This is a genomic window from Verrucosispora sp. WMMA2121 (genome assembly GCF_027460185.1).
GTDB classification, from domain to species: Bacteria; Actinomycetota; Actinomycetes; order Mycobacteriales; family Micromonosporaceae; genus Micromonospora; species Micromonospora palythoicola.
Window position 1 is genome coordinate 2,893,598 of record NZ_JAPZBH010000006.1, and the last position, 13,513, is coordinate 2,907,110.

The window sequence follows — 13,513 nt, forward strand, 5'->3', positions numbered from 1 at the left end:
ACCTGAGCCGATGCCGGCGTCATCTCGGCGGTGACGCCGGCGTCGGCCGCGCTCGTTACGGGGTGACGACTCGGCCGCCGAAGGTCACGACCAGCCGACCGTCGGCGGCGAAGGACCAGCCCAGAGCGCCGGTGTACGAGGAACACCGGGATCCGTTGGTGCCGGACCAGAACTGGTTCGAGCTGTCGGAGTTACCGATGATCCGGTCGTTCGAGCCGCCGTTGCACGAGGTGTTGTTGCGGAACACGGAGGAGCCGCCGTCGAAGTTGAAGTTGCGCTCGGCGTTGCCGATGTTGGCGTTGTTCGACACCGTCATCGTGCCGGGGTTGCGGTTGTAGGTGAACCCGTGCTTGCCGTTGTTGTAGGCGATGTTGCCGCGGATGGTGTGGTTCACCGCGATGTCCTCGCCGCCGAGCTTGAATCCGTTGCGGTCGCCGTTGCCGGCCTGGCCGCCGTTGCTCAGGGTGCCGTTGGTGTAGGCGAGGGAGGATTCGATGGTCACCGCGCCGATGGCGCCGGTGTCGCTCTTGGTGTAGAGGTCGTAGCCGTCGTCGATGTTGTTGTGGGCCACCGTGTAACGGAAGACGTTGCCGGGGCCGACGGTGAGCTTCGGGGCGAAACCGTCGGCGTCCTCGCCGTCGGAGTCGACGTTGTCGTGCGACACCGTGCTCACCACGAGGTTGTTGGCGGGCCACTGGTCGCGGGGCGCGTTGGCGACCAGCCGCGAGAGTTGCAGCCCCGAGTCCCGGTTGTGGCGGGTGATCGTACGCTCGATGATGTTGTTGTTGCCGGCCAGCAGGATGCCGTTGTCGCCGGCCCGCTCGACGATGATGCCGCGGATGTGCCAGTACGATCCGCCCACCGCCAGGCCCCGGTTGGCCGGGTCCTCGCTCTGCGCCGAGAAGTTGAGGATCGGGGTCTCACCCGCGTACGCGAAGATGTTCTTGCGTGCGCTCGACGTGCCGTTGTTGCCCTGGGCGATGGTGATGGTCTGCGAGTGGCGGTAGGTGCCGCCGCGCAGGAAGATCGTCCCGCCTGCGGGAATCCGGGTGATCGCGGAAGTGAGCGTCGTCGGGTTCGCAAGCGTGCCGGTCGCGCTGTCGGTGCCGGTCGGTGCCACGTACAGCGTGCCGCTCGACGGTGGGGGCGGGCTGGTCGGTGGGGGTGTGCTCGGTGGCGGGGTGGTCGGCCCGGTCGTCGGCGGCGGGGTCGTCGGCCCGGGCGTCGCACCTGAGGCGTACGTCTCGAACTCGGCGATCCTCGGCGTGCCGCTCGCGCCGGTGATCTCGAAGTTGATTTTTCTCAGCGAGGTGGCGGGGAAGTTGATGACCCCCGCCCCGGCGCCACTGGCCAGGGTGGCGCCGGTGTCGTTGTTGACGAGTCGCCAGGAGCCGACGACACCTACCGCGCCGGCCGCCTCCCGGATGTTCACCGACGCCACAGTGGTGGCGGTGCCCCACTTGACGGAGATGCGACCGGTCGTGCCGGTCGGCGACCAGTAGCTGCCCATGTCGCCGTCGATCACGTTGCCGTAGCTGGTGCCGCTGGCCTTGCTGGAGCCGTCGGCACCGGCCCCGAGACTGAGGTTCGTCGCGTTGGCGCTTACCGACGCGGCGGCGAACCCGTCAGCCGAGCCGGACGCTTGGGACACCGGCAGCGCTGAGGCAACGGCGGCTGCGGCGGCCACGGCGGTGCCGCCGGCGAGCAGCCTTTGTCGCACTGTAGTTCTCACTGTTCGTCTCCTCGGGAGTGAGCACGATGCGAGGCGTCTCCTGCACAGCCCGACACCGCAGGATGGCTACATGTTCGTGTCATCAGCCTGGCTATAGAGCGAAACATCGATGTAATACCAGGCTAGGAAAGCGCTTGCCGAGAAGACAAGGCCAGCGATGTGCAGGTTTGTTGCAGGATTCTGGGCAGCCGCTCGTCGAGTCGAGGAGACACGGGCAGCGCGGCAGTGCGAAGGAACCGGGATCGTGCCCCCACGCCTCACGGCGACTCCGGCGGCTTCGCCTTCTGCGGGTGAATCGTGTCGTGCCGGATCAGCATGGCGATGATTTCGCCGATCTTCCGCTTCCGGGTCTCCGCCCCGTTCCGCCGCGCTGAGCCGGTGGGTGAGGGCGAACCGGTTGGTCGTGGTGAGTGCCGGCCTCGTCGGGCGCACCTTGGGTCGATGTTTGGCACCGCCCGCCCGAACGGCCTGCCACATCGACCCGCTGGCGCAGGCGGCCGTCAAATGGTGACACCCCGGCTTGTCGTACCGCGGCGCTGCTGCCGGCTGGCGCGGTCCGGGCCCGCGACGGAAGTTCCGTCGCGGGCCCGGGTCATGGTTGATGGCTGTCAGTTCGGGGCGTGCACCCCGCTGGCGGACCAGTCCCTGGTGGCACCCCGGACGTACATGGAGCTGCCCTGGTTGCCGGAGAAGTACTGCTTGATGGAGCCGGCGAACGGTGTGCTGGAGGCGTTGCGGCCGTGCACGTCGGTGTAGACCGTGGTCGGGTCGCTGTTCTGCACCTGGAAGGTGCCCGGCCGGAACTCCCGCAGGGTGCCCTTGAACGGCGAGCGCGGGTCGTCCCAGGCGAGGTTCTGGCCGGCCTGGCGGGCCTGGTCGCAGTAGTCACCACCGGCGAGATTCGTGTAGCACAGGTCCACGATCCGGCCCACGTTGTTCGGCTTGGACGGGTCGTAGTAGCGCGACGGGTTGACCACGTAGAACAGCGGCGCCAGGCGGAAGTTCAGCCCCGGACCGGTGACCTGGAAGTCGGAGAACCAGAAGTCGTCCATGTCGGAGACGGTGAACGGCACGGGATTGGGGTAGAGCGGGTCGTAGTGGGTGCGGCCTTCCCGGATTGCCTGCACGCAGCCCGGCTCGGTGATCAGTCGGCCGAGTGAGCGGGTGTCCGACGGCGAGTCCGCCGGCACCGCCGGAGCGACGTTGATGAACTGGCCGCCGAAGCCCGGGCATTCGCTGGGGCTGAACCCGCCGGGCCGGCCGAGTGGGATCATCGCGCTGTACCGGGCCTCGGTGACCTGACCGCCGTTGCTGGCGGCGCAGCGCTGGTTGAACAGCAGTTCGTGCAGGTTGTTGCTGAACGCGTCCGGCGAGTGGGTGCCCTGGTGGAACTTGAGCAGAGTGTCGCAGGTCGCGATCGTGGTGCCCTGCGGCGGGAAGAAGCTGCTGCCGTTGTCGCCCTGGATCACGTTGACGTTGTTGACCGTGAGGACCTTGTGCCCGACGTGGTCCTCATGCCGGTGGCTGTGCTCGGGCATGTGGTCCAGCATCACCTCGCTTGTGTAGCCGAAGGCGGGCCAGCCCGCGGTGCTGAACAGGTCGGACGGTCTGGGGTCGTCACCGTGTTCGTGGCCGAAGTTGCAACCGCTGGGGTCGCGCGGCGGGTGCCAGGTCGGGTAGACCTTGCCATCCGGACCGTACGTCCAGTACCGGGCGTGGATTTCGACCGAACACTCGCCGGAGCGGGGCAGGTAGCCCTTCTCGTTCGCGGTGGCGATCAGATCATACGCCCGGCTGGTCTCCGCTCCTGCGGGCGGCAGTGCGGTCCCCCAGGTGGGGTTGCCGGGTGGCGGTGTGGTGGGCGGCGGTGTGGTGGGGGGCGGCGTCGTGGGGTTGGGGTCGGGCGACCCGGTGCAGGGAGTGCCGTTGACGGCGAAGTTGGTCGGCGCGGGGTTGCTGCCGCTCCAGGACCCGTTGAAGCCGAACGAGGTGCTGGCCCCGGTCGCGATGCTGCCGTTGTAACTGGCGTTGCGTGCGCTGACCTGGCTCCCGTTCTGCGTCACGGTGGCGTTCCATGCCTGCGTGACGCGTTGGCCTGCGTCATAGCTCCAGGTAAGGGTCCAGGAACTGACCGGGTCGCCGACGTTGTTGATGGTGACTGTCGTGGTGAAACCGCCCTGCCACTGCGAGCCGACCGTGTAGGTGACTCTGCAGCCGGGTGCGGCCACTGCGGGTCCGGCGAGGGTGATAGCCGCTCCGCTGGCGACGACCACGGCCGCCACGGTCCCGGCTGCCCACAGCCGGGACCGGGGACGATGTACGCGCATTACCGATCCTCCGAACGGTGGTGGAGTGGATCGACGGAGGATCTGAACCCAGCAGGCGGGTGCGCCTGACCGGCGGGGCCGGAGCGTGCCTCACCGATCACCGGGGCGGCCGAGCGGAACCCGACTGGGCGTCCACCCATCGACTCATGTAAATCTATGCTATGCGATGGACTGGGGCTGTCAACGCGGCTTAGATCAACAAAGCTGATGCTGAGGATCAGGAGATCCGGCGGAACGTGGCGTCGGCGCGGCCCGTGGCGTTGTTGATCGGGTCGACCCGCAACATGTAGTTGCTGTGCCTGACGTGTCGGTCGGGGAAGTTGTAGGACTGGAACGACGACCACGACGAGTCGGCCAGTCCGGCTACCTGACGGAAGGTGGCGTCCTCGCTGAACACTACCGAGCCGTTGTTGGGACTCAACCTGAGGACGTAGTCGGCGTGCCGCAGGTAGTACCCGGGGAAGTTCACCGACTCGAACGACACGTACCCGGCTGAGTTGTTCGCCAGTCCGGGGACCACCCGGAACTGCCCGTCCAACGCCGGGTTGACGTTCGAGTCGATCCGGACGGCGTAGTCCTGGTGCCGTACGTAGCGGTCCTGGAAGTTGAACGACTGCAACCGCTGGATGGGCACCGCGCCCGCGTTGTCGAGCTCGCCCGACGGACCGGCCAGCACTGTCGAGGTGGAGACGGGCATGCCCAGGTTCGGCGTGCCATCCGGGTTCCAGGAGATTCGCTGGGCCCGGCTGGTGCGGGTGGTACCGCATCCCTGCGAGGACGAGGAGTTGGCGTGGTAGACGATCCAGTCTTCGGTGCCGTCGGGCGATGTGAAGAAGGAGTGGTGGGCGGGACCGTAGACCCCGTTTGCGTCGGCGCGCTGGAAGAGCGGGTTGGCCAGCTTGGTCCACGAACTGCGGCTCAGTGGGTTGGAGCCGGTCAGCTCCAGTGCCCCGATCTTGTAGTCGGGTGTGCCGCAGTAGCTGGCCGAGTAGGTGAGGAAGGTGCGACCGCCGCGCTGCAGCACGTAGGGGCCTTCGTTGACGGGGTTGCCCTGGAGTTCCCACGGGTGGCTCGGCTCGGAGATCAGCGTGCCCAAGGCCGCGGGTGTCCACGGGTTGGTCAGGCGGGTGATGTACAGGCTCTGTAGGCCGCCGTTGTCGAACCCGCTGTTGTTGTTGAACGCGGAGAACACGAAGTAGTTCACCCCGTTGACCGTCATGACACTACCGTCGATCGACCAGCCGTTGTTCGGCATCAGGTTGAGTTGGCCCCGATACGTGTAGGGGCCCATCGGGTCGGTTCCCGCGCTCTCCAGCACATGCTGGCGCTGCCCGCCGCAGCACGCGCTCGGGCCGGCCGAGTAGTACAGGTACCAGCGCTGCCCGTTCGGGCCGTTGAGTAGGTGCATGCTGGGCGCCCACATGTTCGATGTCGCGTTCGCCTGCGACATCGTGAAGACACGGGTCTCCGGTGCGGTCCGCAGGCCGCCAAGAGTGGACGCCTTGCGGATGTAGATGTTCCCGGTCCAGGTGGTGGCCGTGTAGTAGTAGTTGCCGTTGTGATAGCCGAGCCACGGGTCGGCGCTGTTGGGCGTACCGACGATGGGGTTTCGGAACGATGCTCCGGGAGCCGCGCTGCTCGGGGTGGAAGAAACCACCAGGCCCACGCCGACGGTGACAGCGGTGACCAACACGGTGGCAATGGTTTGCCTACGTATGCGCATGGTGCGGTCCTTTCGACGGTCGCACGTGCGTGGTGCGACGCTTCAGGCGGGTGGACCTGACCACGACTGGACCGGTATTCGCCCGGACAGCGTGGGCGAGGGCCGGCGACCTTCCCTTCCGCAATGATCGGGACGACGGGCCCCGGCGCCGCGCAGGAACTCGGCACCGGGGCTGAGACCAGACCGCGGATCGCGGTCACGTCGAGGCGGATCGCGGTCACGTCGAGGCGGCCGTCAGACGGCTGTGCGCGACCACTGCTGGTTGGTGCCGGTGTTGCACGGATACTGCTTGAGGATCGCGCCGTTGGCGGTCGACGCGGACGGTACGTCCACGCACTTGTTGCTGTGCCGCGCCCGGAGCTGGAAGTAACTGCCGTTGGTGACCATCTGGAACTGCTGGTTGGTGCCGGTGCCGCAGGTGTACTGGATGAGTTCGGCACCGTCGGCGGTGGACGCGCTCACCACGTCGAGACACTTTCCGCTGTGCCGGCTGATGATGCGCCAGTAGCCACCGCCGGCATCCTCGAACCGCCACTGCTGCCAGGCGTTGCCACCGTAGGTGTACTGGCCGACGCGCGCACCGTTGTCGGTGTTCGGTGATTGGACGTCCATGGCCTTACTGCTGTGACGTACGTCGATTCGGTAGAACGTGCCCGTCGTCGGCGGAGGCGTCGTGGGGCCGCCGCCGACGGTGTCACCCCAGGCGTACCGGATCCGGTCGGCGCCGGAGCTGTTGCGGATTGTCAGGTTGAGGTTGGTGCCGCTGCCGCTGAGGGCGTACATCGAGTACCAGTCGTAGCCGATGTTGCCGGGCTTGCCGCCGAGGGCCGGCCAGTAGGTGCCGCCCATCTGGTTGTCCCGCATGACCTGGGCCATCGCGCGGATGTGGCGCACGAAGTTGTCGGTGCTGTTCGGGTCGCCGTAGTTGAGACCGTTGTCCATGGGTGCGCCGAACTCGGTCGCGACCGCGCGGGAGGCGCAGTTGCCGAGGCGGGTCTGGATGTGGCTCCGGAAGGCGTCGTAGGTCATCGCGCTGTAGAAGAAGGCGTAGTGGTGGAAGGACAGTAGCGTCGAGTTGAAGCGACTGTCGTTGCAAATGTCCCGCAGGTCCTGGCTGTAGCCGGTGCCGCCGATGAGCACCCGGCTGGGCGCCGCCGAGTAGTGGTAGCTGAGCCAGTTGGCCGCCACGTTGCGCCACTCCGTCGAGCTGTACCCGTGCGGCTCGTTCATCGGTTCGAAGTACACGTTGGGGTTCGAGCCGTACGTGTTGGTCACGGTGGACCACATCGTGTTCCACGCGGCGAGGTTCGTGATCCTGCCGCCGGAGGCGGCGCCGTCCTCCCAGTAGGCGAGGATGACTTTGAATCCGCGGTCGGTGGCGGCGTCGATGGTGCCCCGGTAGGCATTCCACCACGTCGTCCCCACCGTGTGGGTGTTGATCGGCAGCCGGACTGTGTTGACCCCCATGGTGGCGGCCATGTCGTCGTAGAGGGCGTTGGCCTTGGCCCGCACCGTCGCGTTGCTGTCGGACTGGCTCAGACCGTGCAGGACGAGCGGTCCGGTGCTGAAGTTGTCTCCCAGTACCGCCCAGTTCATGCCTCGGAACTGGCGGGTGGCGGCAGAGGCCGGCGACGAGACGGCGACGACGCTACCCAGGGCTGTCAGAGCGGTCACCAGGGCGATCAGCAGCCGGCGCGACGATCGAGTGCTGCGCGAGGGCCCTGATGCATGACCATCAGATGAGGTAATCCGTGTCATCGAATGTCCAATCACTGAACTGGGCCTCCGGCTCGGACATCAGGCTGATGTCGTATGAGTTACATCGGTAACGGAAACGACAACGAGAAACCAGAACCCGAACCGACACGTTCAGGAACATTCAGGCTCGAACACCGGGGTCCGGTAAGACCGATGACGACCCGGAGCGCAGGTGGCATCATGCAGGTGGTGAGCGGTCCCGGGATCGGTGTCGGATGAAGCGCGTCTTGGTCTTCTCCCGTACGACAGGGTTCCGGCACGATTCGATCCCGGCCGGCGTACGCACCATCCGCGAGCTACGGTCCGATGTTGAGGCCACTGAGGACCCGGACGCCTTCACGCAGAGTAATCTGGCGCGATTCGCCGCGGTCGTCTTCATGAACACCAACGGCCGCGTGCTCACCGACGCCAGCCGGAGCGCGTTGGAGGCGTACGTGCGCGGCGGCGGCGGCTTCCTCGGCGTGCACTCCGCCGCTGCCACCGAGTACGGCTGGCCGTTCTACGGCGAACTGGTCGGCGCCTGGTTCGACAGGCATCCGGAGGTGCAACCGGCCACGGTCACCGTGGTCGACCCGGATCATCCGGCCACCGCCCACCTGCCAGCGTCCTGGCCACGCGTCGACGAGTGGTACGACTTTCGCTCGTACCCCGACGCCCGGATCCTGCTGCGCGTCGACGAGTCCACGTACGCCGGTGGCGGTATGGGCGTCGACCATCCAGTGGCCTGGTGTCACGAACGGCTCGGGGGTCGGGTCTTCTACACCGCGCTCGGACACACGATCGAGGCGTACGCCGAGCATGCCTTCCGTGACCATCTGGCCCACGCGCTGCGTTGGGTGACCGGCGACGCCGTTTGAGTTCAACCTCAAGCTGCTGGGCGGCGGCATCCGAAGCGCACCGGGACGCGCCCCGGCGGGTCGTCGCGTTCTCCGGCTGGGCCGTCAGCGTGGCGAGTCATGCGCTGGGGCCGGGCACCTCCTCCGCACGGATCTGCGCGTCGAGCCGGTCGCCGGGCCTGGCGACGCTGCCCGGTGCCCACATCCGCGGCAGTGGTACCTGCGACCAGTCGATATCCGAGCCGAGGTAGAAGCCCGGGTATGACGGCTGGTTGTAGGTGGTCTGCTGGCGAGCCACCTCCGCGCGGTACTGCGGATCATGCATGAGGGTGTACAGCTTGCGGTCGGTCACCTCGGTGCTCAGGTAGATCCGCAGCGCCGAACTGTCCGCGGTCCGGACGAGCATCTCCTCCCGCCAGTCACCGAAGACGTCGGCGATCAGGCCCGGGTTCCCCTTCGTGTGGTTGTTGGTGCGGGTGCCCTCCGCGGTGAGGAGAGTGCCGCGCCGCCAGTCGTCGATGGTCGGCGTGACGTCGATCGCCCCGTTGACGATCTGGGTGGTCATGTCGGCGGCCCACTTGATGCTCTGGTTCGTACCGGGCACCCGGTCACCGAGCCGTGCACCGTCCGCGCCGCGCAGCCCGAGTCCGTCGATCGACCCGGCGGGCTGCGAGCACCAGGTTTCCAGCCCCGGATGCTCGGCGACGACGTCTCCGATCATACCCCGACCGGTGTCGACGCCGGTGTAGCCTCCGTAGATCAATTCACCGGTGGCGCCGTCGCGCAGAGTGAAGCCGTAAGGGGCCCACTGTCCTCCCTCGTGCACTTGGTAAATCTCCAGCCCCGGACGGTTCGGATCGATGTCGGTCACATGCATCGCGTCACCGTGACCGATCCGGGCCGAGGCGCCCGGGTCGGCGCTTTCCGGCGGCATGGTGCCGTACGAGCTGTACAACAAAGAACCGTCATGGTCGATGGTGGCTCCGCCGTAGACGATTTCCTGCTTGCCGTCGCCGTCCACGTCGGCCGCGCTCAGCGAGTGCTGACCCTGGGTGGTGATCGTGCCGAACTGGGGGTCGGTGCCGTCCCGGCCGTGCGGGCTGTCGTTGAACGGGTTCGTCATCGGTGTCCAGCCACTGTCGACGTACCAGTTCCGGGTCAATCGCGCGCCGTCCCAGCGGTAGGCCGCGAGTGTCGAACGCGTGTAGTAGCCGCGGGCGAAAACCGCCGACGGACGCCGGCCGTCCAGGTACGCCACCCCGGCGAGGAACCGGTCGACCCGGTTTCCCGGCTCGATGCGCCCCATCGCGTAGTCGCCCCACATCAGGCCGTCGTCATGCCGTCCGGGCTGGTAGTGGACGGTCTCCAGGTCTCGTCCGGTGGCACCGTCGAAAACGGTGAGGTACTCGGGGCCGTGCAGGATGAAGCCCTCGAACGCCCGCAGGTTGTTGCGGCTGCTGCGTCCGGGGGCGTAGACGTCCATGAAGTGGTCCGCGAGTGCCAGCGCGTCCTCCTGCGAAAGCGGGTACGGGTAGCGCGGCTCGATACCGAACGCCTGCTCCAGCGTGGCGGGCCACCGCCCGGCCACCACCTCGGGGTGACGGTGCCACTGCCGGAACATCCGCACGACGTGCGCGTGGTAGTCGGTGGCGCTGAGGCGGTAGTCGTCGGTGTGCGCCACGCCCGCCCTGGCGTCCTTCTTGGGCAGCTTGATGTACCGCTCGGCGACGACGTTGCCCCTCTTCCCGTACCTGGTGATCTTCGTGCCCGGCGCGGTCTTGAACATCAGCTCCGACCGGCCGTCACCGTCGAAGTCGTAGACCAGGAACTGGGTGTAGTGCGCGCCCGCGCGGATGTTGACACCGAGGTCGACGCGGTACAGCAGCGTGCCGTCGAACCGGTACGCGTCGATGAAGACGTTGCCGGTGTAGCCGACCTGGGATACGTCCTTGGCGTTCGACGGATCCCACTTGACGATGTACTCGTACTCGCCGTCGCCGTCGAGGTCACCGACGCTGACATCACCCGCCGAGTAGGTGTGGCTCTCCCCGGCCGGGGTGACACCGTCCGCTGGTTTGCGCAGCGGGAGGTCGTGGAAGGCCTCGGACCACGCGGTCACCGTCGCGCCCCGGTCGATCTCGTGCCGGCCGACGACCGCCGCCACGCGGTACCTGGCCGTCGAGGTGCCGTCCCGGTCCAGATAGTTGGTGCTGTCGGCGACCGTGGCGATCCGCCTGCCGTCGCGGTACACGTGGAAGTTCGCCCCTGTCATGCCGGTGGCGGCCGAACCGGTGACCTCGTGGCCGAGCAGGCGCCAGCTGAGGAACACCCCTGCGTCGGTGGTCGCGGCCACCAGCCCACGGTTGAGGCGCTCCAGCTGGACGACGCCGACGCGATTGGTGTCGCCGGGCTCGGCGGACACTGGCGTGCCTGCCACGGCAACGGCGGTGACGCAGACGGCCGCGAGCAGTCCGGCTGGGGTTGCGGCGAGCCGGGGACGAGGTCTGTAGCGAGGACTCATCTGGTCTCCTGGGTCGATGTCGGCCCGGCCGGGCACGGAGCGTGGCCGATGCCGCCTAACTGCTCCCGCGTCGGCTGGCCTATGGGCCGGACGGCGGCGCGACCATGAAACGTTTTAATAGAAGCTTGTCGATATACTATCCAGTCGTCGGCTTGAGGGCCAGAGCCTGCCGACGCCACCTGAACTGGTCGCTGACCGCCCCGCCGGCCGCTGGTGCCGGCCGCCACCTCGCCTTCGGCCGAACCCGGGGCGGCCCGGTGAACGCTCCTGGGGGCTAGACCGGCCCGGCGCGGCGGCGCTCGACCGCCACGGCGGCCATGAGCAGGCAACCGAGCATCGGCACCACGAGCGGCAGCAGTTGCCAGGTGACGACAACGAGGACGGCGAGGGCCATGACCAGGAGCAGAGAGCCGGACGGATCGCCCCTGACGGCGAGGTGGGCGGCCTGCCGTACCAGCTGGGTCCACCGCGTGTCCGGCGACCAGCCGGCCGCGGCACGTAGAACGACCACCGACAGCGCCACGGCCACGACGGCGCAGACGGCGACGACGACGCCACCACCGGGCACGCCGGCACGGAGGATGAGCACGTCGGTGGCGAGGACCGCGTAACCGGCGGCGACGCCGAGCGACAGCGGGAGACTCCCCGGGTACGCCGCGCCGACCCGTGCGAAAAACGTACGGATCGCGGTGCTCTCACCGTCGACGTGCGCCCGGATGTGCGCGCAGCCGGCCGCCAGCGCCGGCAGCAGCGTGACGACCGGGAGGACCGCGAGTGCGACCAGTAGGCCGGCTGTCAGGCACTCCCCGAAGAGCGCGAAGCGCCTCATCCCTTGAGGCCCGAGGTGGAGACGCCCTCGACCAGGAAGCGCTGGAAGAACAGAAAGAACAGGATCACGGGTACCAGCGCGAGCATCGACATCGCCATGAGCGCGCCGAAGTTGGAGCCGGCGGTCTCGTCGATGAAGAGCTGGAGCGCCAGCGGCAGCGGGTACTTGTCCGGGGTGCTGAGGTAGATGAGGGGGCCGAAGAAGTCGTTCCAGGTCCAGATGAACGTGAAGATCGCCGTGGTGATGATGGCGGGGCGGGACAGCGGCAGCACGATGTGCCAGAAGATGCCCCAGTGGCCGGCACCGTCGATCTTCGCGGAATCGTCAAGCTCGTGCGGGATCGCCCGCATGAACTGCACCATGAGGAACACGAAGAACGCCTCGGTGGCGAGGAACTTGCCCAGCAGCAGCGGGGCGTACGTGTCGACGAGTTCGAGCTTCTGGAAGACCACGTACTGCGGGATGATCAGCACGTGGAACGGCAGCAGCAGCGTGGAGATCATGAGGACGAACATGAGGCTGCGACCGCGGAACCGCAGTCGGGCGAACGCGTAAGCCGCCATGGCTGAGGTTGCCACCGTGCCGACGACGGACAGCACCGCCAAGACCGTCGAGTTCCAGAAGAAGCGGACCACGCTGATGCCGGCGATGCCGTCGAGCGCACGGTCGTAGTTGGCCGTCGTGACGCGGGTGGGCAGCAACTGAAGGCTGCCGATGATGTCCTCGGTGGGCTTGAAGGTCGCCGCCAGCACCCACCCGATCGGGTACAACACGACGGCGAGCAACGCGATGGCGCCAGCGTGCCAGGCCACGGTCGAAAGCTTCGGTCTCATTGCCTGTCCCCCGAGTAGTAGACCCAGCCCCGGGCGGTGCGGAAGAGAAGGAGCGTCACCAGCCCGACCCCGGCCAGCAGCATCCACGCCATGGCCGAGGCGTAACCCATGCGGTAGTCGCCGAAGCCACGGTCGAAGAGGTAGACGGTGTAGAACAGCGTGGTGCCGGCCGGTTGGCCGTTGGGCCCGCCGACGATGTACGCGGACGTGAAGACCTGGAACGAGTTGATCGTCTCCAGCAGCAGGTTGAAGAAGATCACCGGCGAGATCATCGGTAGCGTGATGGACCGGAACCGTCGCCACGCGCCGGCACCGTCCACCTCGGCCGCCTCGTGCAACTCCCTGGGCACCTGCTTGAGCCCGGCGAGGAAGATCACCATTGGGGCGCCAAGCTGCCATGCGGCCAGCAGCACCAGCATGAGCAGTGAGAAGTCGGGGTTGCCGGCCCAGCCGCCGACGTTGACGCCGACCGTTTGCAGCAGCCGGTCGACCACGGCGTCGTCGCTGAACATCGCCTTCCAGACGATCGCCAGACTGACGCTGGCGCCGATCAACGAGGGACCGTAGAACGCGGCGCGATAGAAGGACCGGCCCCGCCGATCATTGTTGAGCAGCATGGCGACGGCAAGCGCGCAGGCCAGCTTGATCGGCACGGCGAGCACCACGTACAGCGCGGTGACCCGCACCGACGTGAGCCACCGGGCGTCGGTGAGCATCCGCTGGTAGTTGTCGAGGCCGATCCACTGCGGGCGGTTGAAGAGGTCGTAGTCGGTGAACGACAGATACAGCGAGGCCAGCATAGGGCCGAGGGTGAGCAGCAGGATGCCGATGATCCACGGCGAGAGGAAAAGATAGCCCGCCACCCCGTCGCCGGACCGTCGGCTACTCCTACTGCGACCCGACGGTGCGGGGCTGTCGACCCCGGTACGCCGGCTCGGCGTGACTGTTGTCATC

The 13,513-nt window shown here is 67.4% G+C and carries 9 protein-coding genes and 1 pseudogene; 1 reads left to right on the forward strand and 9 read right to left on the reverse strand.

Annotated features, from left to right (window positions below):
- Positions 1-55: 55 nt before the first annotated feature.
- The 5 genes and pseudogenes from O7605_RS21905 to O7605_RS21925 all read right to left on the reverse strand — a co-directional run bounded on the left by O7605_RS21905 (position 56) and on the right by O7605_RS21925 (position 7,456).
- The gene (locus O7605_RS21905; protein WP_269740884.1) at positions 56-1,732 is read right to left on the reverse strand and encodes a right-handed parallel beta-helix repeat-containing protein; all 1,677 of its coding nucleotides are present in this window, start codon (positions 1,730-1,732) and stop codon (positions 56-58) included.
- A gap of 257 nt (positions 1,733-1,989) precedes the next feature.
- Positions 1,990-2,143, reverse strand: a pseudogene (locus O7605_RS21910) (YdeI/OmpD-associated family protein); the annotation flags it as partial.
- A gap of 197 nt (positions 2,144-2,340) precedes the next feature.
- Positions 2,341-4,059, reverse strand: coding sequence for a cellulose-binding domain-containing protein (locus O7605_RS21915; protein ID WP_269740885.1), 1,719 nt, complete (start codon positions 4,057-4,059; stop codon positions 2,341-2,343).
- Positions 4,060-4,276: 217 nt separating this feature from the next.
- A complete protein-coding gene (locus O7605_RS21920) occupies positions 4,277-5,752 on the reverse strand; it encodes a family 43 glycosylhydrolase (protein WP_269740886.1) in 1,476 nt (491 codons plus the stop codon).
- Between the two features lie 264 nt (positions 5,753-6,016).
- Entirely contained in the window at positions 6,017-7,456 is a 1,440-nt protein-coding gene (locus tag O7605_RS21925; RefSeq protein WP_269740887.1) for an RICIN domain-containing protein, read from the reverse strand.
- 299 nt (positions 7,457-7,755) lie between these two features.
- Here O7605_RS21925 and O7605_RS21930 point away from each other — a divergent pair, with 299 nt between their 5' ends.
- Entirely contained in the window at positions 7,756-8,397 is a 642-nt protein-coding gene (locus tag O7605_RS21930; protein ID WP_269740888.1) for a ThuA domain-containing protein, read from the forward strand.
- Positions 8,398-8,494: 97 nt separating this feature from the next.
- On the opposite strand, the gene O7605_RS21935 is transcribed toward O7605_RS21930, so the two are convergent.
- The 4 genes from O7605_RS21935 to O7605_RS21950 all read right to left on the reverse strand — a co-directional run bounded on the left by O7605_RS21935 (position 8,495) and on the right by O7605_RS21950 (position 13,512).
- The gene (locus O7605_RS21935) at positions 8,495-10,897 is read right to left on the reverse strand and encodes a rhamnogalacturonan lyase (protein WP_269740889.1); all 2,403 of its coding nucleotides are present in this window, start codon (positions 10,895-10,897) and stop codon (positions 8,495-8,497) included.
- 274 nt (positions 10,898-11,171) lie between these two features.
- Complete coding sequence (locus O7605_RS21940; RefSeq protein ID WP_269740890.1) at positions 11,172-11,726, reverse strand: hypothetical protein; 555 nt, start codon at positions 11,724-11,726, stop codon at positions 11,172-11,174.
- The gene (locus tag O7605_RS21945) at positions 11,723-12,559 is read right to left on the reverse strand and encodes a carbohydrate ABC transporter permease (RefSeq protein WP_269740891.1); all 837 of its coding nucleotides are present in this window, start codon (positions 12,557-12,559) and stop codon (positions 11,723-11,725) included. The genes O7605_RS21940 and O7605_RS21945 overlap by 4 nt, the downstream gene beginning before the upstream one ends.
- A complete protein-coding gene (locus tag O7605_RS21950) occupies positions 12,556-13,512 on the reverse strand; it encodes a carbohydrate ABC transporter permease (RefSeq protein WP_269740892.1) in 957 nt (318 codons plus the stop codon). Before O7605_RS21950 ends, O7605_RS21945 begins: the two co-directional genes overlap by 4 nt.
- Position 13,513 lies beyond the last annotated feature (1 nt).

What these genes read in the sequence shown, in the direction of transcription:
- O7605_RS21915 (WP_269740885.1), bottom strand. Translation starts at nt 4,059, where the DNA reads ATGCGCGTACATCGTCCCCGGTCCCGGCTGTGGGCAGCCGGGACCGTG.
- O7605_RS21930 (WP_269740888.1), top strand. Translation starts at nt 7,756, where the DNA reads ATGAAGCGCGTCTTGGTCTTCTCCCGTACGACAGGGTTCCGGCACGAT.
- O7605_RS21935 (WP_269740889.1), bottom strand. Translation starts at nt 10,897, where the DNA reads ATGAGTCCTCGCTACAGACCTCGTCCCCGGCTCGCCGCAACCCCAGCC.
- O7605_RS21940 (WP_269740890.1), bottom strand. Translation starts at nt 11,726, where the DNA reads ATGAGGCGCTTCGCGCTCTTCGGGGAGTGCCTGACAGCCGGCCTACTG.
- O7605_RS21945 (WP_269740891.1), bottom strand. Translation starts at nt 12,559, where the DNA reads ATGAGACCGAAGCTTTCGACCGTGGCCTGGCACGCTGGCGCCATCGCG.
- O7605_RS21950 (WP_269740892.1), bottom strand. Translation starts at nt 13,512, where the DNA reads ATGACAACAGTCACGCCGAGCCGGCGTACCGGGGTCGACAGCCCCGCA.